General features: G+C 32.2%; 26 protein-coding genes and 3 tRNA genes. 26 read left to right on the top strand and 3 right to left on the bottom strand.

The genetic code is table 11. The features are described from left to right. Window positions 1-3: 3 nt before the first annotated feature. The gene (locus P8V03_RS07135; protein WP_318797575.1) at window positions 4-999 is read left to right on the top strand and encodes an ABC transporter substrate-binding protein; all 996 of its coding nucleotides are present in this window, start codon (window positions 4-6) and stop codon (window positions 997-999) included. A 219-nt stretch (window positions 1,000-1,218) separates the two neighbouring features. Here P8V03_RS07135 and P8V03_RS07130 read toward each other — a convergent pair whose 3' ends face one another. Then, entirely contained in the window at window positions 1,219-1,638 is a 420-nt protein-coding gene (locus tag P8V03_RS07130; RefSeq protein ID WP_261672820.1) for a hypothetical protein, read from the bottom strand. Between the two features lie 217 nt (window positions 1,639-1,855). Between P8V03_RS07130 and P8V03_RS07125 the strand changes: the two genes are divergently transcribed. From P8V03_RS07125 to P8V03_RS07090, 8 genes are all read left to right on the top strand, one after another. Then, window positions 1,856-2,209: a carboxymuconolactone decarboxylase family protein gene (locus P8V03_RS07125; RefSeq protein ID WP_318797572.1), complete on the top strand. Its 354-nt coding sequence runs from the start codon at window positions 1,856-1,858 to the stop codon at window positions 2,207-2,209. 194 nt (window positions 2,210-2,403) lie between these two features. Continuing rightward, on the top strand, window positions 2,404-3,195 hold the full coding sequence (arsM, locus tag P8V03_RS07120) for an arsenite methyltransferase (RefSeq protein WP_318797570.1): 792 nt from the start codon (window positions 2,404-2,406) through the stop codon (window positions 3,193-3,195). A 331-nt stretch (window positions 3,196-3,526) separates the two neighbouring features. Continuing rightward, on the top strand, window positions 3,527-4,123 hold the full coding sequence (locus P8V03_RS07115; RefSeq protein WP_318797568.1) for an anthranilate synthase component II: 597 nt from the start codon (window positions 3,527-3,529) through the stop codon (window positions 4,121-4,123). A gap of 36 nt (window positions 4,124-4,159) precedes the next feature. Beyond that, a complete protein-coding gene (gene pabB / locus P8V03_RS07110) occupies window positions 4,160-5,509 on the top strand; it encodes an aminodeoxychorismate synthase component I (protein WP_318797566.1) in 1,350 nt (449 codons plus the stop codon). Window positions 5,510-5,615: 106 nt separating this feature from the next. Continuing rightward, window positions 5,616-5,825, top strand: coding sequence for a hypothetical protein (locus tag P8V03_RS07105; protein WP_261672815.1), 210 nt, complete (start codon window positions 5,616-5,618; stop codon window positions 5,823-5,825). 17 nt (window positions 5,826-5,842) lie between these two features. Next, entirely contained in the window at window positions 5,843-6,619 is a 777-nt protein-coding gene (locus P8V03_RS07100) for an aminotransferase class IV (protein WP_318797564.1), read from the top strand. 120 nt (window positions 6,620-6,739) lie between these two features. After that, complete coding sequence (folP, locus tag P8V03_RS07095) at window positions 6,740-7,546, top strand: dihydropteroate synthase (RefSeq protein ID WP_318797562.1); 807 nt, start codon at window positions 6,740-6,742, stop codon at window positions 7,544-7,546. Window positions 7,547-7,750: 204 nt separating this feature from the next. Then, window positions 7,751-7,948 (top strand): alpha/beta-type small acid-soluble spore protein, encoded by a 198-nt coding sequence (locus P8V03_RS07090; RefSeq protein ID WP_318797560.1) that lies wholly within the window; start codon window positions 7,751-7,753, stop codon window positions 7,946-7,948. A 93-nt stretch (window positions 7,949-8,041) separates the two neighbouring features. Here the strand turns inward: P8V03_RS07090 and P8V03_RS07085 are convergent, their stop codons facing one another. Next, window positions 8,042-8,206, bottom strand: a complete 165-nt coding sequence (locus P8V03_RS07085; protein WP_261672811.1) for a hypothetical protein — start codon at window positions 8,204-8,206, stop codon at window positions 8,042-8,044. 138 nt (window positions 8,207-8,344) lie between these two features. Between P8V03_RS07085 and P8V03_RS07080 the strand changes: the two genes are divergently transcribed. The 9 genes from P8V03_RS07080 (at window position 8,345) to P8V03_RS07040 (ending at window position 17,672) form a co-directional block, all read left to right on the top strand. Continuing rightward, window positions 8,345-8,620, top strand: a complete 276-nt coding sequence (locus P8V03_RS07080) for a hypothetical protein (RefSeq protein WP_261672810.1) — start codon at window positions 8,345-8,347, stop codon at window positions 8,618-8,620. 415 nt (window positions 8,621-9,035) lie between these two features. Further along, window positions 9,036-9,191 carry a hypothetical protein gene (locus P8V03_RS07075; protein ID WP_318797557.1) on the top strand — a complete coding sequence of 52 codons (156 nt, stop codon included), beginning with the start codon at window positions 9,036-9,038 and terminating at the stop codon, window positions 9,189-9,191. 67 nt (window positions 9,192-9,258) lie between these two features. Then, entirely contained in the window at window positions 9,259-9,522 is a 264-nt protein-coding gene (locus P8V03_RS07070) for a hypothetical protein (RefSeq protein ID WP_261672808.1), read from the top strand. A gap of 140 nt (window positions 9,523-9,662) precedes the next feature. Next, complete coding sequence (locus tag P8V03_RS07065) at window positions 9,663-11,423, top strand: ABC transporter ATP-binding protein (RefSeq protein ID WP_318797555.1); 1,761 nt, start codon at window positions 9,663-9,665, stop codon at window positions 11,421-11,423. A gap of 26 nt (window positions 11,424-11,449) precedes the next feature. Further along, complete coding sequence (locus tag P8V03_RS07060; protein WP_318797553.1) at window positions 11,450-13,270, top strand: ABC transporter ATP-binding protein; 1,821 nt, start codon at window positions 11,450-11,452, stop codon at window positions 13,268-13,270. Window positions 13,271-13,402: 132 nt separating this feature from the next. Continuing rightward, complete coding sequence (locus P8V03_RS07055) at window positions 13,403-14,899, top strand: YjjI family glycine radical enzyme (RefSeq protein ID WP_318797551.1); 1,497 nt, start codon at window positions 13,403-13,405, stop codon at window positions 14,897-14,899. 72 nt (window positions 14,900-14,971) lie between these two features. Further along, window positions 14,972-15,808, top strand: coding sequence for a YjjW family glycine radical enzyme activase (locus P8V03_RS07050; RefSeq protein ID WP_318797548.1), 837 nt, complete (start codon window positions 14,972-14,974; stop codon window positions 15,806-15,808). Window positions 15,809-16,042: 234 nt separating this feature from the next. Next, a complete protein-coding gene (locus P8V03_RS07045) occupies window positions 16,043-17,044 on the top strand; it encodes a DUF4352 domain-containing protein (RefSeq protein ID WP_318797546.1) in 1,002 nt (333 codons plus the stop codon). Window positions 17,045-17,159: 115 nt separating this feature from the next. Next, entirely contained in the window at window positions 17,160-17,672 is a 513-nt protein-coding gene (locus P8V03_RS07040) for a dihydrofolate reductase (protein ID WP_318797545.1), read from the top strand. A gap of 157 nt (window positions 17,673-17,829) precedes the next feature. Here the strand turns inward: P8V03_RS07040 and P8V03_RS07035 are convergent, their stop codons facing one another. After that, window positions 17,830-18,036, bottom strand: a complete 207-nt coding sequence (locus P8V03_RS07035) for a heavy-metal-associated domain-containing protein (protein WP_261672800.1) — start codon at window positions 18,034-18,036, stop codon at window positions 17,830-17,832. A gap of 232 nt (window positions 18,037-18,268) precedes the next feature. Here P8V03_RS07035 and P8V03_RS07030 point away from each other — a divergent pair, with 232 nt between their 5' ends. The 8 genes from P8V03_RS07030 to P8V03_RS06995 all read left to right on the top strand — a co-directional run bounded on the left by P8V03_RS07030 (window position 18,269) and on the right by P8V03_RS06995 (window position 25,244). Continuing rightward, the gene (locus P8V03_RS07030; protein ID WP_318797542.1) at window positions 18,269-19,789 is read left to right on the top strand and encodes a hypothetical protein; all 1,521 of its coding nucleotides are present in this window, start codon (window positions 18,269-18,271) and stop codon (window positions 19,787-19,789) included. Between the two features lie 256 nt (window positions 19,790-20,045). Next, complete coding sequence (locus P8V03_RS07025) at window positions 20,046-20,636, top strand: ECF transporter S component (RefSeq protein WP_318797540.1); 591 nt, start codon at window positions 20,046-20,048, stop codon at window positions 20,634-20,636. 281 nt (window positions 20,637-20,917) lie between these two features. Next, complete coding sequence (locus tag P8V03_RS07020; RefSeq protein ID WP_318797538.1) at window positions 20,918-21,853, top strand: ketopantoate reductase family protein; 936 nt, start codon at window positions 20,918-20,920, stop codon at window positions 21,851-21,853. A 184-nt stretch (window positions 21,854-22,037) separates the two neighbouring features. Then, window positions 22,038-23,669: an OPT/YSL family transporter gene (locus tag P8V03_RS07015; RefSeq protein ID WP_318797536.1), complete on the top strand. Its 1,632-nt coding sequence runs from the start codon at window positions 22,038-22,040 to the stop codon at window positions 23,667-23,669. Between the two features lie 119 nt (window positions 23,670-23,788). Further along, window positions 23,789-24,748, top strand: a complete 960-nt coding sequence (locus tag P8V03_RS07010) for a P1 family peptidase (protein WP_318797534.1) — start codon at window positions 23,789-23,791, stop codon at window positions 24,746-24,748. Between the two features lie 198 nt (window positions 24,749-24,946). Continuing rightward, window positions 24,947-25,021, top strand: a tRNA-Gln gene (locus P8V03_RS07005). A 3-nt stretch (window positions 25,022-25,024) separates the two neighbouring features. Then, window positions 25,025-25,100 (top strand) — tRNA-Lys (locus P8V03_RS07000). 60 nt (window positions 25,101-25,160) lie between these two features. Further along, a tRNA-Leu gene (locus P8V03_RS06995) sits at window positions 25,161-25,244 on the top strand. Window positions 25,245-25,263: the final 19 nt, after the last annotated feature.

Below are 25,263 nucleotides of genomic sequence, written 5' to 3'. Positions count from 1 at the left end.
ACAGTGAAGATTTTAAAAAAGTTAGGAATAATTTTTAGTTGTATTTTGATAACTACTACAACTTTTACAGGTTGTAATAAGTCCCAAGGTACAGCTAGTACATCAAATAATAAAGAGACCTCAGATAAAGTGAGCAATGTAAATATTTCTTATGTAAAGGCACCATTAAATGTACCTTCTATTATTGAAAAAAAGAAAAATATGTTTGAAGAAGAATTTTCTAGGAAGGATATTAAGGTTACTTATCATGAAATTACAGAAGGCTCTAAGATGACAGAGGCTGTTGCAGCTGGTTCATTAGATTTTTGTAATGCAATAGGGGCGACTTCTGTTATCTTAGCTGCTGCTAATGGGGTAAATATTAAAATTATAGGTATGTATAGCAGAGCGCCAAAGGCATTTACTATAATGGTTAAGGATCCTTCAATAAAAACATTATCAGATTTAAAAGGTAAGAAGGTTGTTGGGCCAAAGGGTACAATACTTCATCAGCTGCTGCTAGGAGCACTTAATAAGGAAAGCCTTAAGGTGGAAGATGTGCAGTTTATAAATATGGGAATACCCCAAGGAGTTTCTGCTATGATGTCAGGTAGTGCAGATGCAGCGCTAGTAGCAGGACCAGCAGTACCTCAAGCTATAGAAAAGGGTGCACGAGTTATAACTACAGGAGAGGGTATACTAGATGCAACTATTGTAATAGCAGCCAGAGGAGAATTATTAGAAAAACATCCTGAAATAGCAAAAACATATATGAGTGTCCATAATAAGAGTTTGGAATTTATGAAAAGTAATCAACAGGAAACCTATAAGTTAGCATCTGAAGAAACAGGTCTTTCCGTAGATAAGGTTATAGATATGTATAGCTGGTATGATTTTAACCCTAGTATTACAGCTAAGGATATTGAAGAATTAGAAAAAACTCAGCAATTTTTAAAGGAAAATGGAATGCTTACTAAAAATGTAGATATTAAAAGTCTAATAAAGGATATTTCAAAATAAGTGTTTTAATAAAAATAGACTATAGGTAGAAGACTACTTATAGTTTATTTTTTCATCATTTTAGGTTTAAATCTATTAAGGGCGAAGATTTCAAGTTATGCTAAAGAAGCAGAAGTAGCATTATACAAATGCAGTTATATAGGTTTGATAAAGATCAAAGTTATAAGTTTTTTATGGCTTTGATCTTTTACTATTTCAGGCTAGGTTTTTTACTAATAATTATAATTCCATCCTGGAGTTAGAGGGTGTATATCTACCACTGTTTTGAACCAAGATTTCTCGAATTCTATCTTTAATATATGGATTTTCGTATATAATCTCTAAATTATATCTACACTTTTTAACTATAGACATAAAGGTTAATCTTTTATTTGATTTTATTAAATTGTTAGTTGCTCTATCTATTTTTTGATTTATTACCTGTAGTTCTTTATAATATACCATTCTTGTTAGTATATAATTCCTTAACTCAGGATATTTTCTTACTACAAACCGTGTTACACCAGATTTTTCTGCAACCACAGCAAAGACTAATCTTTCCTTTTTAGAAATCATGTATTGTATAACAGTATCAACATCGCTTTTATACTCATCTAAATCTTTATAATAGGTTTCTGCCGCAATTAAACAGTTTTCCATGTTTGTTAACCCCTTTCGACAACATTTATACTATAATCATATAGCATAACTTGAAATTTGTAAATATATCCCTACTTAATTGACATAATGAAAGGAAAAGATAATATTTTGTTATAATAACCAGTATGTTCATAACCTTTTCTTATAAATATTGAAATATATAGAAGCAGTTGTTATACTTGGAATTACTATCGCGGGAATTAAGGAGGAATTTACTATGGCAAAGAACCCAAGAGAAATACTTAATGATTTTATGTCAGGTATGAATGAAGTAGCAAAAACTAATGGAGAACAAGTAAGTGCTTTTATGAATCTTGCAGGAGTTACTGGAGCATCAGGTGTAGTTGATGTGAAGACAAAAGAGCTTATAAGTATAGGAATTGCTGCATATAATAGATGTGAATACTGTATAGTTGTTCATACTTATAATGCTCTAAAAGCTGGTGCAACAAGAGAAGAAATAATGGAAGCAGCTATGGTAGCTGTAGGTTTCGGTGGAGGTCCATCTATGGCGTACAGCGTAACTTTATTAAAGGATTCAATAGATGAGTTTGAAAAGGATTTTAAATAGACAAGTATGCAAAGCAAAGCTATGTGTTAAAGGCACATAGCTTATTTTTATATGGATGATATTTTAAAAGCTATATTTTAAAGATAAGCAATATAAAGCTAAGTTTGCTCCAAGTTATGACAGTAAGTTAGTAATGGCAGAAAACTTTAATTAGGTTATAATATAATTATAGAAAAGCTAAGGAGGAGTATAGAATGAGTGACTTGAAAAAAATAGACATTAGAAATGTAGTTCGTGACAGCTATAAAAAGATAGCTGTAGCTAATGTAAAAAAATCTGGATGCTGTGGCGATAGTCTTTCTTTAAAGAATTCTTCAGTGGAAATATCTCGCAAGATAGGATATTCTAACGAGGAAATAGAGATGGCTCCAGAAGGTGCAAATATGGGGCTTGGCTGTGGAAATCCTCAGTTACTAGCTGATATAAAAGAAGGGGAAACAGTTATAGATCTAGGAAGTGGAGGCGGCTTTGATTGCTTTTTAGCCTCAAAAAAGGTTGGAATTAATGGGTACATAATTGGTGTAGATATGACTCCAGAAATGATAACTAAGGCAAGAATTTTAGCTAGAAAAAATAGATACAAAAATGTAGACTTTAGATTGGGAGAAATTGAAAATCTTCCTGTAGCAGATAATACAGCAGATGTAATTATATCTAATTGTGTCATAAATTTATCTCCTAATAAACAAAGAGTGTATAATGAAGCCTATCGTGTATTAAAGAAAAGAGGAAGAATTGCTATTTCTGATATAGTACTTATGAAAGAACTTACAGAAGAAATGAAGCAGGATGAAAAGCTTTACTGCGGCTGAGTTACCGGTGCATCTTCAGTTGAAGAGTTAAAGGCGTTCTTGGAAAAGGCAGGATTCAGTGATATAAGTATAGAAACTAGTGAAGTATCAAAGGAATATGCGGAAAAGTGGGGACATAATCTTAAAGTTGGAGAATATATCATGTCTGCATCTATTAAGGCATCAAAGATTTAAGAATAGGGAACAGGTCAAATTAGGAGGGAATAGCTATTAGTTATTCTCTTTTTTTTATTAAATAATTTCAAATTATTTAATTTATATCATTGCAAATAATTTGGTTTTATAAAATTATCTAGATAAAACTAAAAATTCACATATATATTGTTATAATTGTTAGAAAATTTATAACAATAATACAGATAAGATGATATAATGTATTTAAACAATATTTTGGAAACGATTTTACTAGTGGTTATTTTAATTGTATAATTTTTATTGCTATAAGTTTTAGTAAAATTTTATAAACATATGTAATTACAAAGGTAGGGGTAAGGAGTGAAAGTTAATGTTTCTTATGATTGACAATTATGATTCTTTTGTGTACAACCTTGTGAGATACTTAGAAGAACTAAAAGAAGATGTTAAGATAGTGAGAAATGATGAAGTAACCCTAGAAGATATAGGGAGAATGAATCCAGAGGGAATTATAATTTCACCAGGACCTAAGTCGCCAGAACAATCAGGAATTTGCGTAGATGTGATTAAGGAGTTTAGCGGTAAAATTCCTATACTAGGAATATGTCTTGGACATCAAAGCATAGGTTATGCCTTTGGAGCAAAAATAGTCAAGGGAAAGGAACCTGTACATGGAAAAATTTTCGATGTTTACCATAGCAATAAAGGAGTATTTAATGGACTAAAAAATCCTGTAAAGGTAACTAGATATCACTCCTTAATAGTAGATAAGAAAACTCTTCCAAGTTGTCTTGTAGTAACCGGAGAAACTTCCGATGGAGTTATAATGGCATTTAGACATAATAGGTACTTAGTTGAAGGAGTACAATTTCACCCAGAAGCAGAACTCACCGAATTTGGTCATGAAATGTTGAGGAACTTTTTAGAAGAGGCTAAGGAATTCAATAGTATGAAAGTGGAATTATAAATATTACAAAAGAGTGAAAAAATTGGGAGGAAATGCATGAAGGCTTTAATTGAAGAAATAAAAACTGAATTAGATGGCTTTGATATTTACTCTTTATTTAAAGAGGATAAAACAGTTACTCTTTTAGATAGTGGAATGGATTATGAAGGATTGGGGAGATATTCCTTTATAGGATTAAATCCTTTTTCTATATTTAAATATAAGAATAAGATTTGTACTATAGATAATGAAAGAATTGAAGGAGAACCTTTTGAGGAGCTTAAAAAGCTAATTAGCAAGTATAAGGTAGATAATGATACAGGACTTCCTTATATAGCTGGAGCTATGGGTTACTTTTCTTATGATTTAGGAAGGAGCATTGAAAGGATTCCTAGTATGTCAAAAGAGGAAATAAAAATACCGGACTGTTATTTTTATTTCTATGATAACGTCGTTATAGTAGATAATTTACAAAAGAAAACCTATATCACTGCAGTAGGGATACTAAAAGAAAAAAATGAAAGTATAAATGATATAAAAGGTAGAATTTTGGCAGGAAAAAGGGTTAAGTATGTAGACTTACAGGAAAGGACTACTAAGTTTTATTCTAATTTTGAGGAAGATGAATATATAGATACTGTAGAGAAGGTTAGACAATATATAAGAAACGGAGATATTTATATAACAAATTTAACTCAAAGATTTTCCTGTGAAACTAGAAGATCTCCATATGAAGTTTATAGAGATTTAAGACACATAAATCCTGCTCCTTTTGCTGCTTTTATAAATGTTGAAGATTTTAGCATAGTATCTTCATCACCGGAAAGATTTTTAGAGGTCAGAAATAATATGGTTGAAACAAGACCAATAAAGGGAACAAGACCTAGAGGCAAAAATAATGAGGAGGATTTAAAAAATAAAGTTGAACTAATGAATAGTGAAAAGGATAAGGCAGAACTCTTAATGATTGTGGATTTAGAGAGAAATGATTTAAGTAAAGTATGTAAACCTAATTCTGTAAAGGTTACAGAACTGTTTAAATTGGAGCAGTATAGTACAGTCTTTCACTTAGTATCAACGGTAGTGGGAGAGCTTAAAGATAAGTATACTGCTTTAGATTGCATAAAAGCATGTTTTCCCGGAGGTTCCATAACTGGTGCACCAAAGATTAGGTCAATGGAGATTATTGAGGAATTAGAAGAAACAAGAAGAAATATATATACAGGAGCTATAGGTTACTTAGGTTTTGACGGAAATGCAGATTTAAATATAGTTATAAGAACTATTTTGATGAAGGATGGAAAAGCTTATTTTGGAGTAGGTGGAGGAATTACATGGGAGTCAATAAAGGAAGCTGAATATGAAGAAACTATAGATAAGGCAAAAGCTCTCATGAGAGTACTATAATATTCTCTTGGTTATTTAAATAAATCTATTAATTTTTAATTTTTAAGAAGATATAAACTATTAACAAATTAAAATAAAATTTATTGATTAAAGGAGAGCGAGAAAAATGAGAGAGATGGATGAGATTTTAAAATATATCAGTGGAAGGATTAATATACTTGAGAATGAAAAAGAGGAACTATTTGAATTCTTAAAAAATGTTGGAGAAGTAAGTTCTATGGATGAAAAACAAAACTTAGTAGAGAAAAAAATAGAATTTTATGCAAAAATGGGAGCTTTATCTGAATTAGAAGAACTAAAGGAAAAATTAGCATAACTCTAAGGGGAATAGAAATGATTGTTTTAAACGGAGAGATGGTAAGGGAGAACAAAGTAAATATTGATACTGGGCTTTATTTCGGAAGAGGACTTTTTGAGACTATGCTAGTGACAGAAAAACCTATTTTTCTTAAAGAGCATCTAGATAGGATAAATAAGGGTCTTAAAATTATAGGAATAGATAAAAAAGTAAGTCCAGAACAAGTTCTAGATGCTGTGGAAAAGCTAAATTGCAGAAACTCTGTATTAAAGCTAGTTGTTACAGAAAAGAACACAATTTATAGTACAAGAAAAAATAATTACAGTGAAGAACAATATAAAAAAGGATTTAACGTCAACATAAGTTCTATAAAAAGAAATCCTTTTTCAAGGCTTACCTATTTAAAGTCTTTAAATTACTTAGAAAATATTTTAGAACATGAAAATTGTATTAAAGAAGGATATAACGAGGTATTATTTTTTAATACTAATGGAAAACTAGCAGAAGGAAGTATATCTAATGTTTTTTTTATAAAAAATAAAAAAATTTATACACCCTCTGTAGACTGTGGGTTACTTAATGGTACTATAAGAAATTTCATAGTAAGTAATTATGATGTAACAGAAGGTCAATTTACTAAAGAGGATTTAGAGGAAGCAGATGAGGTTTTTTTAACTAATAGCCTTATGGGAGTAATGAGTGTTACAAAAGTTTGTGGAAAGATTATGAGAAATAGTGGTATTATAGAAGTAATAAGAAGAAATTATGAACAAGCTGTAGGCATTATGGATTGCATAGAAACAAAAAAATAAGTAAAATAGTGCATTCCTACTATGATATTAAAGCTTATAAGAACAACAAAAAGGGGGGAGTTCTGGTAGTTAGCTTAATTATTTGCTACAGAAAAAACCAGAAGAGAGATGACAAAAATAATGAAAATTGGAAAGAAAGACTTTCAAATCGGCAAAAAAACTTATGTCATGGGTATACTTAATGTCACTCCAGACTCATTTTCTGACGGAGGAAAATTTAATAACTTTGATTTAGCAATAAGACATGCAAAGGAAATGATAGAAGAAGGAGCAGATATTATTGACGTAGGCGGAGAATCTACAAGACCTGGACATACACAAGTCTCTACAGAAGAAGAAATAAGTAGAATTGTTCCCATAATAAAAGCTTTGGTAAAAGAGATTGATGTACCTATTTCTATTGACACCTACAAAGGGGCAGTAGCAGAAGAAGCAATAAAGGCAGGAGCTTCATTAATAAATGATATATGGGGATTTAAAAAGGACTCATATATAGCAGAAGTAGCAGCAAAATATGATGTTCCTTGCTGTCTAATGCATAACCGAGATAATACCGATTATAATAACCTTATGGAAGATGTATTAAATGATTTAAGAGAAAGTATAGATATTGCTTTAAAAGCAGGCGTTAAGCCAGAAAATATTATGACAGATCCAGGAATAGGTTTTGGTAAAACACATGAACAAAACCTAGAGGTTATGAATCATTTAGAGGAACTTTCTACATTAGGATATCCTGTGCTGCTAGGAACATCCAGAAAGAGAATCATTGGCAACACTCTAGACCTTCCAGTAGATCAGAGAGTTGAAGGAACTGTTGCTACCACCGTTATAGGAATTATAAAAAGTTGTGATTTTGTAAGAGTTCATGATGTAAAAGAAAATTATAGAGCAGCTGTTATGACAGATGCTATAGTAAGAAGATAAAGAAGAATGCTTTTGGAATTGTGTCCAAAAGCTTTTTTTACGCCATAATTTACAATGAAATTAGATATAATGTGTCAATACTGATAACACCTGGAGATTTTTCATTTAATTTAATAGAGTAATAACTTGAAAATTACATATAATTTAAGTACAACAAAGGATAAACAAAATTAATAAAAAGAAATTAAAAGGAGGAATTAACTTATGGCAAATAGAGGAAATAGAGTATTAGTACCACAGGCAAAGGCAGGATTAGATCAATTTAAGATGGAATCTGCTAGAGAGGTAGGAGTAAACTTAAAAGAAGGATATAATGGAGATCTTACAGCAAGAGAAGCTGGATCAATAGGTGGAAACATGGTTAAAAAAATGGTTGAAGCTTATGAGCAAGGTTTAAAATAACATATGATTAAGCAGGAAAAAGTCAGATAGGTCATCTACTATCTGACTTTTTCTAATGATAAAATTTAATAGAATTATATAGGTACGTAATATTTACGAGGTGTTTTTATCATTCTTTTCGATATATATATTTAAAGCTTTAATGGCTAGGTTTGAGAGCTGTATAAATTGTATCAAGCTGTATATTAGCAAACCTACTGTTGAAAGGCAGAGTATTAGTCCTAATATTCCTACCGTAGTAACCAATGCTATGTTCAAAGGAACACCACCTCCTAGAATAAATATATTCGCTAAATAATAAAAAATTCTCATTAGCAGATAATTTAGACTAATTCTAGTAACAGTTTTTAAGGAATTTAATATTATATTAGTGTAAAGACTAAGGAGGTGAACGTGATGATGGATTTAACAGGAATAGGTGGATGCCAAGGACATCAAGGCCATAATACTCAAGGACCTTGTGAGCAAAGAGGAACTTTAATTTGTATTGAAATACCACCAGGAACAATAATTAGACTAGCAAATCTTTTAGAAATATCCTCACCTAGAGGCATAAGTTTGGTAATTAGAATTCCACTGTTAGGAGGTAATTCCAGCAGTGCTGCACTAGATTCTATTGTAAATTCCTTAAAACAAGCAGGCGGAACTATAGAATTTGTTAAGGGATGCTAGCTAGGATAATGATATAAGGTAGTTTATTATACTCCCCGTAGGATAATCCTGCGGGGCTTTTAGATTTAACAATTATATGGTAAGAAGATAATAATTTAATTAACGACTTTATTGAATTAAAAGTTAAAAAGAGTCAATAATTATAAAAAAGAAATTTTAATAGATAATACCTTTATTAAGAGTAGTGTTAAAATATTATGGAAGATGGAGTATGTTTTACTACAGGGACTACAGTGGCAATACAGTACTAATTTTCCAAAATAGTTATAGTGAGCACCTAGGTATCTCTAGGTGCTTATTAAATTCGTAGAAACTTGCTGTTGCCATAAAATACTTCATTAATAGCAATTATAATAACATATAATATTAGTGAAACAACAATTTACAATAAAGTACTTATTGGAGGTGACGCACTGTGGAAAGTAAGGACAAGGAAGAAAGGATGCTTGGAAGAAGTATAAAGGAAAATTTAGATCTTATGATGTCTTATGGTTCTGAGAATCTAGGCTTATATAGAGTAAAAAAGGATAATGCATCTAAAAATAGACTTGAGGAAGATATCAAAAACTAAGGTATAAGTAGGGTTTTATGCATAAAGTTCTATCCTTCTGAATATGTAAAAGTAGGAGGGATTTAATATGGTAAATACTGTAGTATGTAAAAAAGAAGGTTGCGTAGGAAATAGGTTTAAAATAAGTGTACAAAGGCTTAAAGTTGTTCTAATATGTACAGAATGTAGAACCTGTGAAAAATATGATAGAGAGATGAATCAAAATGTTCCAACCATTTGCAGGCAATGCGGAGGCGAAATTTTTAAAGTATGCAAAGATGTTGAGAAGAATGAAATATATTTTCAATGTGCAGAATGTGATAGAAAGTTTACATTTAGTTCCATGTTATAAATGTCTATGTTTAAAATGTTACTCAGTAAAAAAGAGCTTTTACTAAAATAATTAAAGGCTCTTTTTTGTTATTTTTATTTAAGCTATATAAATTATGTTGTATCATTATAATTAAAGAAACAAATTGGTTGGTGATTTTATTGACAGGAAAAATTAAATCTTTTTTATACGAGAACAAAAAGCGATATGTGAAAGGAGCTATAGCTCTTCTCCTTATAAATGTACTCCAAGTAACTATACCTAAAATTACAGGAAAACTCATAGACAGTGTTCAAATTGGCAGTATTGGCACAGGAGGAGTTGTCATGTACTCATCGCTAGTAGTAGCTGTTGCAGCGGCTATCTTTGGATTAAACTATCTAACAAGGCTTCAAATTATGGGTGCATCATTGCTATTTCAATATCAAACGAGAAATCATATCTTTAATCATTTGGAAAAGCTTTCTACTAGGTTTTTTAATAAAAATACTACAGGAGATATTATGGCTCTTTCTGTAAATGATGTCTCCGCGGTAAGAATGGCATTAGGAAGAGGAGTCAACTTAATAATAGATACATTATTTTTACTAATTTTAAGTCTTGTTACTATGGGGAACACCATAAGCATTAAGCTCACATTAATAGCCTTTTTACCATTTCCTTTATTAATATTAATAGCAGGTAATTTTGGTATAATTATAAACAAGAGATTTAAGATGGTCCAGGAATCCTTTGGTAATCTTACTACTAAGGTTCAGGAAAATATTTCAGGGATAAGAGTAATAAAGGCCTTTGTGCAGGAGAAGGAGGAAATAGAAAATTTCAAAAAGGTGAATAGAGCAAACTATGAAATTAACATGAAATTAGTTAAAACCTGGGGAGCTTTTTATCCTTTAACTGAATTCCTGACATCAGCTTCATATTTAATTGTATTGGTGTACGGCTCCACTTTGGTGCTAAAAGGCGAAATAACCTTAGGAGATTTCATTGCATTAAATAGTTATATAGGTGTTTTAGTTAGGCCTATTAGGTTTATAGGTTCTATAGTCAATGTAATTCAAAAGGGAAGGGCTTCTATGGAAAGAATTGAAAAGCTTTTTGGCGAAAAGTCTGAAGTCTTTGACAGCATTAAAGAGAATGCAGTGAATTATAAAATTAAAAGAGAAGACTTTAAGTTAGAAGGAACAGTTGATTTTAAAAATCTTACTTTTCGATATAGTAATGAACAGAAGCCTGTTCTTAAAGATATAAATTTATCTCTAAAGAAGGGTAAGATAACGGCGGTAGTGGGGAAGGTTGGTAGTGGCAAATCTACCTTGGCGAACCTAGTATTAAGACTTTATAATCCTCTGGAAAAAGGACAGCTTTTAATTGATGGTACAGATATTACAGAAATTCCCCTAAAGACTCTGAGAAGCTCTATAGGATATGTACCACAAGATAATTTCCTTTTTTCTCAATCCATTAAAGATAACATTGCTTTTTCAGAAAAGGAATATAGTATGGAAGAGATAAAAGAGGCAGCAAAGATAAGTCAGATATACCAAAGCATTCTGGATTTTCCAGATGGATTCAATACGGTGCTAGGCGAGAGGGGAGTAAATATATCTGGAGGACAAAAACAGAGAATTTCTATTGCTAGAGCAATAATAGGAAATCCATCTATACTTATTCTGGATGATTGTCTATCTGCAGTGGATACAAGTACGGAGAGTAAAATATTAAAAGAACTTAAAGATATTATGAAAAACTGCAGCTGTCTAATAATTTCTCATAGAATTTCAACTATAAAATATGCAGATGAAATAGTCCTGTTAGATGAAGGTTCTATTGCAGAAAGAGGAACCCACAATGACCTTATAGAATTAGGCGGACTATATTACGAGATGTACAAAAAACAGATTTTAGAGGAAAGTAATTAACATACCTAAGGGGGCAGGGTGATAGCATGAGAAAAAATTCTAGAAGATTAGAATATAACACAGCTGATAGTGAAAAAGTTGTTAAAAAAAATAATTCTAAAATGACCAAAAGACTTATGAAGTATATATTGCCCCACTGGAAGGGATTTTTATTATCATTGATACTAATTCTTATAGTATCTGCTGCAAGTCTTGCTAGACCTTACATAATAAAAGTTGCTATAGATAGCTATATAAAGAGAGGTTTGGATAAGTCTATACCTGTGAATAGTGCCATTAATAGTATAAAGATTTTAGCCTTTGTTTATTTCTCACTAATGCTTTTGGAGTTTATTCTAAGTTATTTTCAAGCTTATATTCTACAAAGCACAGGGAAAAAAATTATAATGAGGTTAAGAGAGGATATATTTAATCATCTGCAAAAGCTCCCTGTGGCTTATTTTGATAAAAACCCTGTAGGAAAGATTGTAACTAGAGTTACAAATGATACAGATTCCCTAAATGATATGTTTACAGATGTGGGAATTGGTTTTCTTCAGAATGTATTTATAATGTCAGGGATAATTGTTGTTATGATAAACTTGAACTCTACACTTACAGTGATATGTCTTTTAGTAACTCCGCTAATGTTTTTAGCTACCCTTTCCTTCAAAAAAAGAGCGAAGTCAGTCTTTAGAGAAATAAGAGCTAAGCTTGCTCTTATTAACAGCTTCATATCGGAAAATGTACCAGGTATGAAAATAATTCAGATATTTAATATGGAGAATAAAAAATATGAAGAGTTCAACAATATTAATAAGGATTTTTACGATTCCAGTTTGAAACAAATTGTACTTTTTGGTGTATTTAGACCCTTTATGGACGTAGTTAAAACCCTATCCCTTGCTCTAATTTTACTTTATGGAGGTACAGCTCTAGTTAAGGGCACAATAGAAGTTGGAACTCTTTATGCCTTTATAAATTACATAAATAGATTGTTTCAGCCAATTATAGAGCTTACAGACCAGTATAATACTTATCAAAGTTCCATGATTTCTGCAGAAAAAATTTTCGATTTATTAGATGAAGAAACAGAAAAACAACCACAGAAAGAAGAAAAATTGAGTAAAGTTAAAGGAGAAATTCAGTTTAGAAATGTATGGTTTGCTTATGAAGGTACAAACTGGGTGCTTAAAGATATTTCCTTTAATATTGGAAAGGGGCAATCTGCAGCTTTTGTTGGAACTACTGGAGCCGGTAAGACCAGTATAATAAATTTAATCTGTGGATTTTATCAGCATCAAAGGGGAGAAATATTAATTGATGGCATAAGTATAAAAAATATAAAAAAGGAAGATTTAAGGAAAAACATAGGATTGATTCTTCAGGATGTATTTTTATTTGCGGGAGATATAGAAACAAATATAAGATTATATAGTGAAGATATCTCTCTAGATGATGTGAAAAAGGCGGCAGAGTATGTAAATGCAGGTTATTTTATAGAAAATCTTTCCGAGGGCTATAAGCATCAGGTTAAAGAAAAAGGAGTTGAATTTTCTATGGGACAAAGACAGCTTTTATCCTTTGCAAGGGCTTTAGTACATAATCCGGCTATATTGGTTATGGATGAGGCTACCTCAAATATTGATACAGAAACGGAAGCAACTATACATCAAGTAGTGGAAAAGTTGATGAATGGCAGGACTAGTATTAGAATTGCTCATAGACTGTCTACCGTAAGAAATGTAGATAAAATTATAGTACTAGATAAAGGCCAGATTGTGGAAATAGGTTCTCATCAGGAGCTAATGCAGAGAGAAGGATTTTATAGTAATTTATATAAGCTTCAGTATAAGGGTATTATTTAGAACTGAAAAATATAGTTTTATAGATAGTTACTATGAAAATTCCTAGACTTAGAATTGGAAAAAGAAACGGTTTGCAAAAAGAACACTATAGTTATAAAATATAATCGAATAAATAAATAGGAGTTGATAAATTTGAATAACATCCTAAATATAATAAAAGATACAGTATTAACTTATGAGCAAAAGGTATTATCTCTTGCACGTGAAGCAGAAGCATCATTACAGGTTTTAAATATAAGCGAGGATGTGCAAAAGCTAAGGGAAGAGGGAATAATTTGTGATTTAAATGAGGGAAATGCACCTTATAGACCAAGATATATAGTGCCAGATTATGAAAAGTTTATGAAGCAGGGCAGTGAGTTTTTAGGATTAAAGCCTGCTGAAGATATTTGGGAGGCAGTTAATAACCTTTTAATTTTATACAAGCATGTCCCTTCTATAACATCAATGCCTGTATATATAGGAAACATTGATGAGTTATTAGAGCCTTTTGTAGAAGATGAAAAAGAGGCTTACAAGGCAATAAAATTGTTTTTAACTCATATAGATAGAACTATTACAGATTCCTTCTGCCATGCTAATATTGGGCATAAGGAAAGTAAAGCAGGAAAGATAATATTAGAGGTGCAAAGGGAACTTCAAACTGCCATACCTAATATTACACTAAAATACAGCAAAGAAACACCAAGGGATTTCGCAATAGAAGCTGTAAAGACAGCTTTAGTTACAGCTAAGCCAAGCTTTGCAAATCATGAGATGTTTTCTGAAGAATTTAAACCATATAACTACTCAATAGCTAGTTGTTACAATGGACTTTATATTGGAGGAGGAAGTTATACTTTAGTTAGGTTAAACTTAGCTGCTTTAGCTAAAAAGGCATCTAGTGTAGAGGTTTTCTTAAATGAAATTTTGCCAGATACTATGAAAAAGATGGCAGATTATATGGATGAAAGAATAAGATTTATAGTAGATGAAAGTGGTTTCTTCCAGTCTAATTTCCTAGCAAAAGAAGAACTAATTTACAAGGATAGGTTTACTGCTATGTTTGGTATGTTTGGATTGGCAGAATGCGTAAATAGTCTCTTAGGTGCCGTAGAGCAAGAGGATAGATTTGGTCATAGTGAGAAGGCCAATTCTTTAGGTCTTCAAATTATAGATAAAATGTACCAAGTTGTTAATAGTAGAAATAATAAGTACTGCGAAATAACAAAAGGGCATTTTCTTCTTCATGCACAGGTAGGTATTGAAACGGATAACGGAACAAGCCCAGGATGTAGAATACCTATAGGAGAGGAACCTCAACTATATGCACATCTACTTCAAAGTGCTAAATTTCATAAGTACTTTCCTTCAGGTATTGGTGACATATTTCCATTTGAAGCTACAGCGAAGAACAATCCTGATGCAGTTCTAGATATAATAAAAGGTGCATTTAATGAGGGAATGAGATATTTCTCATTATATTCCTCTGACAGTGACGTGATAAGAATAACTGGATATCTTGTTAAGAAATCAGATATAGAAAAGCTAAATAGAGGAGAACAGGTGCTTCAGGATACAGTGGTTTTAGGTCTTGGTGCAGTTAAAAACTCTAGAATATTAGAGAGAAAAGTAAGAGAAACTCTATAGATCAAGGGGAATGAATTGTAGTTATTTTCAAGTTAGCTATGTAGAAAATATTGAAATAGAAAGGTAATAATAATGCTTAAAGGTATTGTAAATAAAATTATTCCATTTAGTTCAGTAGATGGACCAGGAAATAGAACAGCAATTTTTTTTCAAGGATGTAATTTTGACTGTCTATATTGCCACAATCCAGAAACTATAAAAAGATGTGTAAATTGTGGAACATGCCTATTTAGCTGCAACTTCGATGCTATATCCATGATAGGAAATACAGTAGTATGGAATGAAGATAAATGTAAACATTGTGATGGATGTGTAAGAGTATGTAAAAATAGCTGTGGGCCAAAACAAAAAAGAATGAGTGTAGGAGAAATACTGAAGGAGATAATAAAGGTTAAGCCTTTTATATCAGGAATAACAGTGTCAGGGGGAGAGTGTACTCTTCAGGCTGAATTTCTAGTAGATTTATTTGATAAGGTGAAAAAGCTTGGGCTTACAGTATTCGTTGATACAAATGGATCAACGGATTTTAGAAAAAATAAAGAGCTTACAGAGTCTATGGACAAGGTTATGCTAGATATAAAGTCCTTTGATAGTGAAGAACACAAGATGCTTACAGGAAAGGACAATAATATTGTATTAGAAAACGCTAAATATCTTGCTAGCATTGATAAGCTTTATGAAGTAAGAACAGTAGTAGTGCCTAATGTTTTGGATAATTATAATAACGTAAATGAAATCAGTAAACTGATAGCATCATTAAACCCTGAAATAAGATACAAGCTTATAAAGTATAGACCTCTAGGAGTTAGGTTGGATAAGATAAATTCAACTCAACCTACAGATGGAATGATGGAAGAACTTAAGCTTGCCGCTGAGAAAAACGGATGTAAGAATGTATTGGTAATATAATATATAAATTTTTAGATGCTGTATTAATATTTGTCATTATTGTCAAAAATATAAGTTAATGAAGTGAAACTTGAATCAGGTGGGTTTTCAAACCCACCTGATTCCTTAGTTGAACGAATCCAGGGACGCGGCCGCTCTAATACTCCCTCTTGGAGAAGAGGGAGTATTAGAGTGGGTAGTCATCGGATAAATAATAATTAACAAATTATAGTTTTAGAAAGGTAAGGTACAGTAATGATAAAGGCATTTAAAAAACTATTATATATTACTATGGTTTTTATAATTGTATTTCCTCTTTCAGCATGTTCTGCTAATCCGGATACAACTATAAAGGGGTTTTTTGATGCATTAAAAAAGTCTGATATAGAAACAGCTTCAAAATACTTAAATGGAAATACTTCTATAGACAAAGGTGGGCTAAAATTTACTAAACCAGAGCATGAAAAGTTAGCTAAACAAGTGTTTACAAAAACAACCTATCAGATACTATCTTCTACTAATCACGGTGACACAACTATAGTGAAAACTAAAGTTACTGCTCCTGATTTGAATAGTATAGGTGGAGAACTTGTAACAGAATTATTTCCAACCATATTTAATAATGCAGCAAAAGGAGAGGAAATTAGTCAGGAAAAAGTAAATAAATCTATTATTGACTATTATAGCAAAAGACTTAACGAAGGAAATATCCCTATGACAACTAGTGAGGTGGATATAAAATTAAGCAAAAGTAAGGATAAAAAAATGTGGCTTATAAATCCAGATGAAAGTCTTTCAAATGCTATGACAGGTAACTTGTTTAAGTCATTAGGCACATTAGAAAGTGGGAAGATGACTATAAATCCCAGGAATAATTCTGGAGTTTACAAAGTAGGGGAAGAAGCTAGAACAGGCAATGTAGCAGTAAAAGTAAATAAAGTACAAAAGTGCCTAGGTGATGATTATGTCAAACCTATGATTGGAGACGAATTCGTAATAGTTACAGTGAAGGAAAGAAATCTAAGTAAGGACAGCAATATAGATTACAATGAAGCCTACTACCAGATACAAAACTCTAAAGGTCAGATCAAGGGTTTAGCTACAAATGCTTTCGATAGAAGACTAGATTCAGGAAGATTAATACCAGGAGGAGAGGTTGATGGAACTTTAACATTTGAGGTTCCTAAAGATGATCCTCAATTAACCCTTATATATAACCAAGATTCAAAGCCAGCATTGAGATTTAAGCTAAATTAAATAATTAATCTATATGAGATTATGTGAAATTAAAGTAACATAGTGGTATTATATTTGCTGGCAGAGTATAATAAGGACAATGGGTAAACTGTTTCACGTAAGGGAGAGGATAATAATGCTTAGTTACGTAGTAGCAATGGACAAAAATAGTACTATAGGAAAAGATAATGCTCTGCCTTGGTACCTACCAAAAGATCTAGAAAAATTTAAAGAAATTACAACAAAAGGGACCAAAACTATGATAATGGGCAGAAAAACCTTTGAATCTCTTCCTAAAATATTGCCAGACAGGCATCACATTGTCATTACTAGAGATAAAAATTTTAGGATAAATGATAATAGAGTAACGGTCATTAACAGTATAGAAGAGTTAACTCCATTAATAGAAGATAATAGAGAATATTTTGTTATAGGTGGAGGAGAAATTTTTGCTTTATTACTTCCTTTTACCGAGAAAATGTATATAACTAAAATAGATAAAGAGTTTCAGGGGGATACTTATTTTCCTAAATATGAGGAAAATAAGTGGAAGATACTTATGGAAGAAGAGGGAATAGTTGATGAGGAGAATAGGTATAGCTATAGATTTTTGATATTGCAGCGGATTTGTAATATATCTTCTAATTGACCAGCATAGTTCCATTAAGGGCAACATGAGTGCTTCTAAAAAGGGTAGTATTTTTAACTATTAGTCATATTTAAGAGTTTTAGCAAAAGTAGTAGTTACTGAAATTTTAGTAACTACTACTTTTATTTTATATAAGGATAGCCTAAAGTTTTTTACATTAAGTTATTATGTCATATCCAGTATTTTTTATACATCTTTCAATTTCCATTTGATTTGCAGGTTCGTTATAATCTATTTCTATAGAACCTCTACTCAAATCTACTGCAACCATTTGAATGCCTTCTATTTTATCTAAGGCGTTTTTCACCTTAGTCTTGCTTTGAGAACCAGCTAATCCAGAAACATTGTAGTGAACTGTTTTCATAAAAAAGTCTCCTTTCAGAATGTTATTTTAGTAAAATTATAATCTTAAGCTAGTAATTCTTCATCTACCATAGTATTTGAAAAGGTAGCTAATTTAATTCCAATAAATTATTCGCTTAACTTAAAAATAGAGAAAACTATAATAAGCATAAGACAAATAAATTCTACACATAATTGTAAGGTATAAGCATAGATTATTTTAAAGCGGATTTCTTTAATAAGGGGGCAAAGGTATGCCGGAGAAATATTGGCCAGAAACAGTGATACTATGGGGTGCTGGAGCTACTAAATCTTTAGGTCTTTACGCCACTAAGGAGTTAATTCAATTAGTAATTAAAATTAATAATAATGATTTTTCCTTTTTAGAAAATAAAGATGAAAAATTAAAAAAGGCTTTTAAAAAATTAGTAACTGAAGATTTAATAAAGGATCCTAGGCTTTCAAAAATATATGATTTGAAAGCTTTAGAAACTATTTTAAAGACAAATACTAAATTAAATATGCATGAGCTTTTTACAATGCTTGATCAACTTATAGATAATGATATGGGTTTTAATGCTTTTTGTAATGGGAAGACTGAATTTTTAAGGGTTGATAGAATAAAAGCAGCGAAAAGATGCTTGATTTTACTTATAGAAGAACTGGAAAGAATAAGTGTGCAGAAGTCACCAGGGTATATGGATGAACTTAGTGTAAGTTCTTACTACGAATTTTCTAAAGTACTTACAGAGCTTATGAGAGAAGAGGCCTTATTCTTTGAGAAAAGAGGGTATAAACGGGATGCTAGGAGATTTTACCTTTACTCTTATGCTATTATATCCTTTAACTGGGACCCGATACTGTTATGGAATATATTTAATGCCCATAAGGAAGAAAATGATAATCCAGTTCATTTAACAGACGGACTAAAATTGAGGCTATTTGATGATTTTGGAAGTAAAATAACTTCAACAGAAATGGACAGTTCAGAATCAGAAATATGGTACACTGCAGATGAATCTCAGTGCAAAAGAGTTAATGATTATAAATACCCATCTAGGATAGTCAGAATAGGAAAGATACTTTTTCCTCACGGGGTATTTGGGTCAAGAATATGTCCAGAATGTGGTAAATATATAACTACCTTTGGCAACAGGTGGGACAGATTATCAACAGAAGTTTTTGGGCCATCTGTATGTGAAGAATTACAAATTAATTGGAAATACAAGACAAAAAAGGAGGCTAAGTACAAGAGAGGGGCCATAGAATGTCCTTATTGTGGTCAAGTAACCTACCCTTATGATATGCCTCTAATAATGCAGACTTTAGCAAAAAAAAGAAGTATACCTCCCTTAGAAGAAATAAAAACAGAGATGGGATTACTAATGAAAAATGCAAAGCACATAATTTTTGCTGGATATAGCTTACCACTAGACGATATTATGGTAAAAACCTTTTTCATGTCATCTATATCAGGAAACGATAGAAGTAAACTAAAATGTACAGTAGTAAATTTTGATGAAAATTATAGAGGCAATGAAGATTGGTTAAGAGGGGAAGAATTAAATAGATATGTAAAGGAAAGCGGTAATAGTCAGGTAGTAGAATGCATAGAAAATGTTTGCGATATATTTAATATACAAAATGTAAGAGTATCCTTAAAGGGCGTACCTGATGTATTTATGGAACATGGAAGGTGCAAGAAAGAGAAAGTAATAGACTTACTATATCCAAAGGAATACTTTAAGGAAGGATTTCCTTTGATAAGAAATTAATTTTTTTCTAGGATTAAGAAAATGTGGATATTGATTAAGGTTAGCTTTAGGTTAAAAATCCTTTTAATCTAAAGCTAATTAAAAAATAAATAATTTTTTCAAAAACTAAGAATATTATTACTTTGAAAGTAATATTGAAATTCCCTATAAAAGTGGTAAAATTAAAACGTCGGTATTCTTTAAGAAACTGAACAACATTTTATAAAGGAGGGAATTTCGAATTATATCCATTAAGGAATAATATCGAAGAAGAATTATGGAAAAAGGATTAAGAACAGGAGTAAAATTTAAAACAAGACAGCTTACTGTAATTGGTATGCTCTCAGCTATCTCCATTATATTAGGAGTGACTGGATTAGGGTTTATACCAATTCCACCAGTTAAAGCAACTATACTACATGTGCCTGTTATTATAGGTGCTATTTTAGAAGGACCGGTAGTAGGGGCAATGGTAGGATTAATTTTCGGTATCTTCAGTATGGTACAAGCCATTACAACACCGACACCAGTATCCTTTATCTTTATGAATCCATTGGTAGCGGTAGTACCAAGGGTGCTTATAGCTTTAACCGCTTACTATACTTATAGGATTGTGAGAACAAATGTTAAAAGTTTAAATATAGCAGTTGCAGCAGCAGTTGGTTCTCTTACAAATACCATAGGAGTTCTTGGAATGATATATGCTATTTATCTTGAACCTTACGCAAAGGTACTTCATTTAAGCGTTAGTGGTGCAAAGAAAGGAATAATAGCTGTTGGTGCAACTAACGGAATTCCAGAGGCAATTTTATCAGTAATAATTACTGCAGCAGTAATAACTGCAGTTTCAAAAATAAGACGAAGATAAATTAAAATTAAAGAAAGACATAGTTTAGGAGTAATTACTTCTAAACTATGTCTTTTTCTGTTTATAAAAAAGTAATTTTTAGTCTTTTTAGAGCATATTTATATATCAGTGAAAAATTAATTCTATTATATAGAATTGAATTCCGCAATGTAGAATATTAGGAGGGAAAAAGATGACCAAGTTTAAGGTGCCGATTCTGATCTTCAACAGTATGAAAAGAAGGTATTGAAGAAATTGTATTAGGCTATAAATACAATAATTCAAGGTGGGGGGTATTATAAATGAAGATAGCTATAATTGGTGCAGGAGCTATGGGCAGTTTATATGGTGGATATCTATCAAAGTCTGGTGAAGAAGTGTATCTGGTTGATATTTGGCAGGAGCATATAGATAAAATAAACGAAAATGGTCTTATTATAAAAGAAGAAGATAGAGAATTAATCACTTACCCTAAAGCAACTACAAATGCTTCTGAGATAGGCATTGTAGATTTAGTAATAGTTTTTGTTAAGTCTACCTTAACAAGGGAGGTCGTAGAGAATAATAGGGATCTTCTAGGCCCTAATACTTTAGTTATGAGTTTACAGAATGGATATGGCAATATTGAGCAGATAGAGAGATATGTTAAAAGGGATGACATAATAGCAGGAACAACATCCCATGGTGCTATCATGATAGGCCCAGGAAAAATCAGTCATGCAGGAAGAGGGGACACTTGTATAGGCTGGGTAGGTTGCAACAAAAGTAATAGCATAGATGCTATCAGTAAATTACTACATAAATCAGGATTTAATACTATAATCTCAAATAACGTGATGGAACTTGTATGGAAAAAGCTTATAGTTAACGCAGGGATAAATGCTCTTACAGCTATACTAGAAGTAAAGAACGGAGAACTTTTGAATGAAGAAGATACAAGAACAGTTATGACAATGGCTATTGAAGAGGCGGTAGATGTTGCAGAAGCTGCAGGTATAAAACTCAATAAAGCAGAAACTGTAGAAAAGGTTATGAAGGTTGCTATAGACACTGCAAATAATAAATCCTCTATGCTCCAAGATATTTTAAATAAGAGAAAAACAGAAATAGATACAATAAATGGTGCTATTGTACAGGAGGGTAAAAGATATTGGATTAAGACACCGGTAAATCAGGTGCTTTATAATCTTATAAAAGCGAAAGAAAATCAGTATTTTAAGCAGAATACAAGTGAATAGTTATAGTGATTTTGGTATTTCGATTAATAAGACATAGTTGATAGTCTCATGGTATAGCTTCATGAGACTATTTTAGATAGAAAATTTTTAAGGAGAATTAAACATAAAGTAATATTTAGGTGGTGATTATTATGAGGATTATATAACTAATTTAAATCCTCACTAATCTTATGGAGGGAGTAAGGTGAAAAATAGTAAAAACCAAAATATAGGATATGCACAGAGTTATAAGGAACAGCTTACAGCTAGAAGTTTAATAATTGGAGCTTTAGGTGCTTTCATAATCACTTTAAGTTCAATGTATGTTGCACTTAGAATGGGAGCCCTTCCTTGGCCAACGATATTTGTTGCAATCTTATCTATGGCGGTACTAAAGCCATTAGGAAAGACAAATTTAAACGAAATAAATGTTGCAGCTACCACTATGTCGGCAGGAGGGCTTGTAGCAGGGGGATTAGCATTTACCATACCTGGAATATGGATGATAAATAAAAATGCAGCAGTAAGTGTATTATCTTTGCTTATGGTCACTTTATCAGGAACCATTTTAGCAATAATCTTTACTGTTTTAATTAGAAAGTACTTTATTGAGAAGGAGCAATTGCCTTTTCCTATGGGGATTGCAGCAGCTCAGACCCTTGTCGCAGGTGATGAAGGTGGAAGCAAAGCCAAAACTCTATTTATAACATTAGGGATTACTGCAGTGTTTACAGCAATAAGGGATTATTTTGGAAAAATTCCTGCAGCTATAACTTCTTCTACTTTAGCAGCAAAAAATATATTCTTTGGTGTTTGGGTATCTCCGATGGCAGTAGGCATTGGATATATTATTGGACCATTATACATGGGAACCTGGTTTCTAGGAGCTGTGATTAGTTATTTCTTTCTAATTCCTGTAGGTATTTCACAGGGAATCTTTAAGGATGTAGCAGCAGCTACAGCTTTTAAAGATAGCCTAGGTATAGGATTTATAGTAGGGGCAGGCATTGGAGTTCTTATAAAAGGTATACTTCCAAAGGCTAAAGAGTTATTTGCACCAATGCTTAAAGGTGAAACTGGCGACAACGGTATAAATTTAAAATGGGCTCCTATAGTTTTTGTAGTTATTGCTTTTATGCTTACAATTTTTACAGAAATGAGGCTTATTCCAAGTATTATTACAATATTAGGTGTTTGGGTCACAACTTCAATGGCAGCGACTATAACTGGCCAAACAGGTATAAACCCAATGGAAGTGTTCGGAATACTAGTATTACTTTTAGTAAAAGCTTTAGTTAATGTTGGTCCTATAGAAGGTTTCTTAGTAGCTGGAGTTATTGCTGTTGCTTGTGGTCTTGCTGGTGACGCTTTACAGGATTATAAAGCAGGATTTATTCTTAAAACCTCACCAAAAGCTCAGCTTATAGCTCAGACTGTTGGTGGTCTAGTGGGTGCCTTTGTATCAGTAGCAGTTTTATTTGTTATGCATAAGGCTTATGGAAATATGGGACCAGGGACAGAACTGGTAGCACCACAAGCTTATGCAGTATCCACTATGGTTTCAGGATTGCCAAACTTTAATGCCTTTCTAGCTGGACTTATTATAGGAACAATCTTATTCTTATTAAGAGTCCCTGTAATGACAGTAGGAATAGGAATATACTTACCTATGTATATTTCCACCGCCGCTTTTATTGGAGGACTGTTAAAATTTATAGTTCAAAAGATAAAACCGGATTCAGATGAAGATGGTCTGCTTGTATCATCGGGATTACTTGGTGGAGAGGGAATTACAGGAGTATTAATTGCGCTTATTAAAGTATTTACCTTAGGGTAGAGTTGAGTGGCAAAATGATTTGGAGTAAAATATTAGTTAAAGTACTTTAATTTTATTTTGACAATGGATAGCAATGTCCATTGTCAATTATTTAAATTAACAAGTAGTAGGAGGAGTTTATGAAAGAAGTTTTAGTAAATGAAATAAAAGGTATAAAGATTGGAAGTGCAGAGGACTTAAAGGCTCTTACAGGGTGTACTGTGGTTATTTGTGAAGCTGGAGCTACAGCTGGCGTTGATGTAAGAGGGGGATCACCAGGCACTCGAGAAACAGATCTACTTAACCCAGTGAATATGGTAGATAGAATCCATGCCGTTACTCTTTCAGGAGGCAGTGCTTTTGGATTAGATGCATCTAGTGGGGTAATGCAATACTTAGAAGAAAAAAATATTGGTTTTGATGTAGCTGTTACAAAGGTACCTATAGTATGCTCTGCAGTACTATTTGATTTAGTTGCTGGAGATTATAAGGTAAGACCGGATAAGTCAATGGGCTATGCAGCATGTAGAAATGCAGAGCTCAACCAGTGCAGAGAAGGTAACGTTGGTGCAGGTACCGGTGCAACAGTGGGAAAAATTAATGGTCCTGAGTACTCCATGAAAGGTGGATTAGGGTGTTATGCCCTTCAAGTAGGAGATCTTCAGGTAGGTGCGGTTATTGCTGTTAACTGCCTTGGCGATGTGGTAGATCCTTTAACTGGGAAAATAATTGCAGGGGCATTAAATGAGGATAAAAGTACCTTTGTTGATACGGAAGAAGTAATGATTTCTAGATATTCTGAAAAGAGGAATCTATTTAGCGGCAATACAACTATTGGTGTAGTAGTTACCAATGGAAAATTTACAAAAGCGGAAATGAATAAAATAGCATCTATGGCCCATAATGGATATGGGAGGACTATGAGACCTGCTCACTCCATGTTTGATGGAGACACAATATTCGCTATGGCAACAGGAACGGTTGAAGCAGACCTTAGTGTTGTAGGATTACTTGCAGCAAGGGTGGTAGAGCAAGCTGTGTTAAGAGCAGTTAAGAATGCTGAATCTGTGTTAGGATATAAAGCATACAAAGATATGTAATGCATAACAAAAGTTTGGAGCACTGAATACCAGTGTTCAGTGCCTCAAATTTTTGTGTCGCATCATACCTATAAAGTAATGTACTAAAAAAAATGTATTATTTTTTTATATTTTGGATAAAATTATATCGAAAAGTAGTTGACAAGTATGACATAACTCATTATAATATATAAATGTGTGGTGAACAAAACAACACATTGGGATATCGCCAAGCGGTAAGGCACCAGACTTTGACTCTGGCATTCGTAGGTTCAAATCCTGCTATCCCAGCCAGATGGTTTACTAGCTCAGTCGGTAGAGCACATGACTTTTAATCATGGTGTCCGGGGTTCGATTCCCCGGTAAGCCACCAAAAGCAATTGAATAAAGATATTAATTTATAATATTCTATTGCTAATTATAAATTAAATATGCAGGTGTGGCGGAATTGGCAGACGCACTAGACTTAGGATCTAGCGCCTTAGGCATGGGGGTTCGACTCCCTTCACCTGCACCATATTTAAACCATGATATTG

The sequence above is a fragment of the Clostridium tanneri genome, from assembly GCF_033659955.1.
GTDB lineage: Bacteria > Bacillota > Clostridia > Clostridiales > Clostridiaceae > Clostridium_AM > Clostridium_AM tanneri.
This window is presented reverse-complemented; position numbering and strand designations above follow the sequence as displayed.

Excerpts from the sequence above, each read along its gene's own strand:
- P8V03_RS07040 (WP_318797545.1), top strand. The coding sequence starts at position 17,160 with ATGCTTAGTTACGTAGTAGCAATGGACAAAAATAGTACTATAGGAAAA.
- P8V03_RS07130 (WP_261672820.1), bottom strand. The coding sequence starts at position 1,638 with ATGGAAAACTGTTTAATTGCGGCAGAAACCTATTATAAAGATTTAGAT.
- P8V03_RS07105 (WP_261672815.1), top strand. The coding sequence starts at position 5,616 with ATGAGAGAGATGGATGAGATTTTAAAATATATCAGTGGAAGGATTAAT.
- P8V03_RS07060 (WP_318797553.1), top strand. The coding sequence starts at position 11,450 with ATGAGAAAAAATTCTAGAAGATTAGAATATAACACAGCTGATAGTGAA.
- pabB (WP_318797566.1), top strand. The coding sequence starts at position 4,160 with ATGAAGGCTTTAATTGAAGAAATAAAAACTGAATTAGATGGCTTTGAT.
- P8V03_RS07100 (WP_318797564.1), top strand. The coding sequence starts at position 5,843 with ATGATTGTTTTAAACGGAGAGATGGTAAGGGAGAACAAAGTAAATATT.
- P8V03_RS07080 (WP_261672810.1), top strand. The coding sequence starts at position 8,345 with ATGATGGATTTAACAGGAATAGGTGGATGCCAAGGACATCAAGGCCAT.
- folP (WP_318797562.1), top strand. The coding sequence starts at position 6,740 with ATGAAAATTGGAAAGAAAGACTTTCAAATCGGCAAAAAAACTTATGTC.
- P8V03_RS07025 (WP_318797540.1), top strand. The coding sequence starts at position 20,046 with ATGGAAAAAGGATTAAGAACAGGAGTAAAATTTAAAACAAGACAGCTT.
- P8V03_RS07010 (WP_318797534.1), top strand. The coding sequence starts at position 23,789 with ATGAAAGAAGTTTTAGTAAATGAAATAAAAGGTATAAAGATTGGAAGT.
- P8V03_RS07020 (WP_318797538.1), top strand. The coding sequence starts at position 20,918 with ATGAAGATAGCTATAATTGGTGCAGGAGCTATGGGCAGTTTATATGGT.
- P8V03_RS07030 (WP_318797542.1), top strand. The coding sequence starts at position 18,269 with ATGCCGGAGAAATATTGGCCAGAAACAGTGATACTATGGGGTGCTGGA.
- P8V03_RS07035 (WP_261672800.1), bottom strand. The coding sequence starts at position 18,036 with ATGAAAACAGTTCACTACAATGTTTCTGGATTAGCTGGTTCTCAAAGC.
- P8V03_RS07090 (WP_318797560.1), top strand. The coding sequence starts at position 7,751 with ATGGCAAATAGAGGAAATAGAGTATTAGTACCACAGGCAAAGGCAGGA.
- P8V03_RS07070 (WP_261672808.1), top strand. The coding sequence starts at position 9,259 with ATGGTAAATACTGTAGTATGTAAAAAAGAAGGTTGCGTAGGAAATAGG.
- P8V03_RS07125 (WP_318797572.1), top strand. The coding sequence starts at position 1,856 with ATGGCAAAGAACCCAAGAGAAATACTTAATGATTTTATGTCAGGTATG.
- P8V03_RS07050 (WP_318797548.1), top strand. The coding sequence starts at position 14,972 with ATGCTTAAAGGTATTGTAAATAAAATTATTCCATTTAGTTCAGTAGAT.
- P8V03_RS07045 (WP_318797546.1), top strand. The coding sequence starts at position 16,043 with ATGATAAAGGCATTTAAAAAACTATTATATATTACTATGGTTTTTATA.
- P8V03_RS07115 (WP_318797568.1), top strand. The coding sequence starts at position 3,527 with ATGTTTCTTATGATTGACAATTATGATTCTTTTGTGTACAACCTTGTG.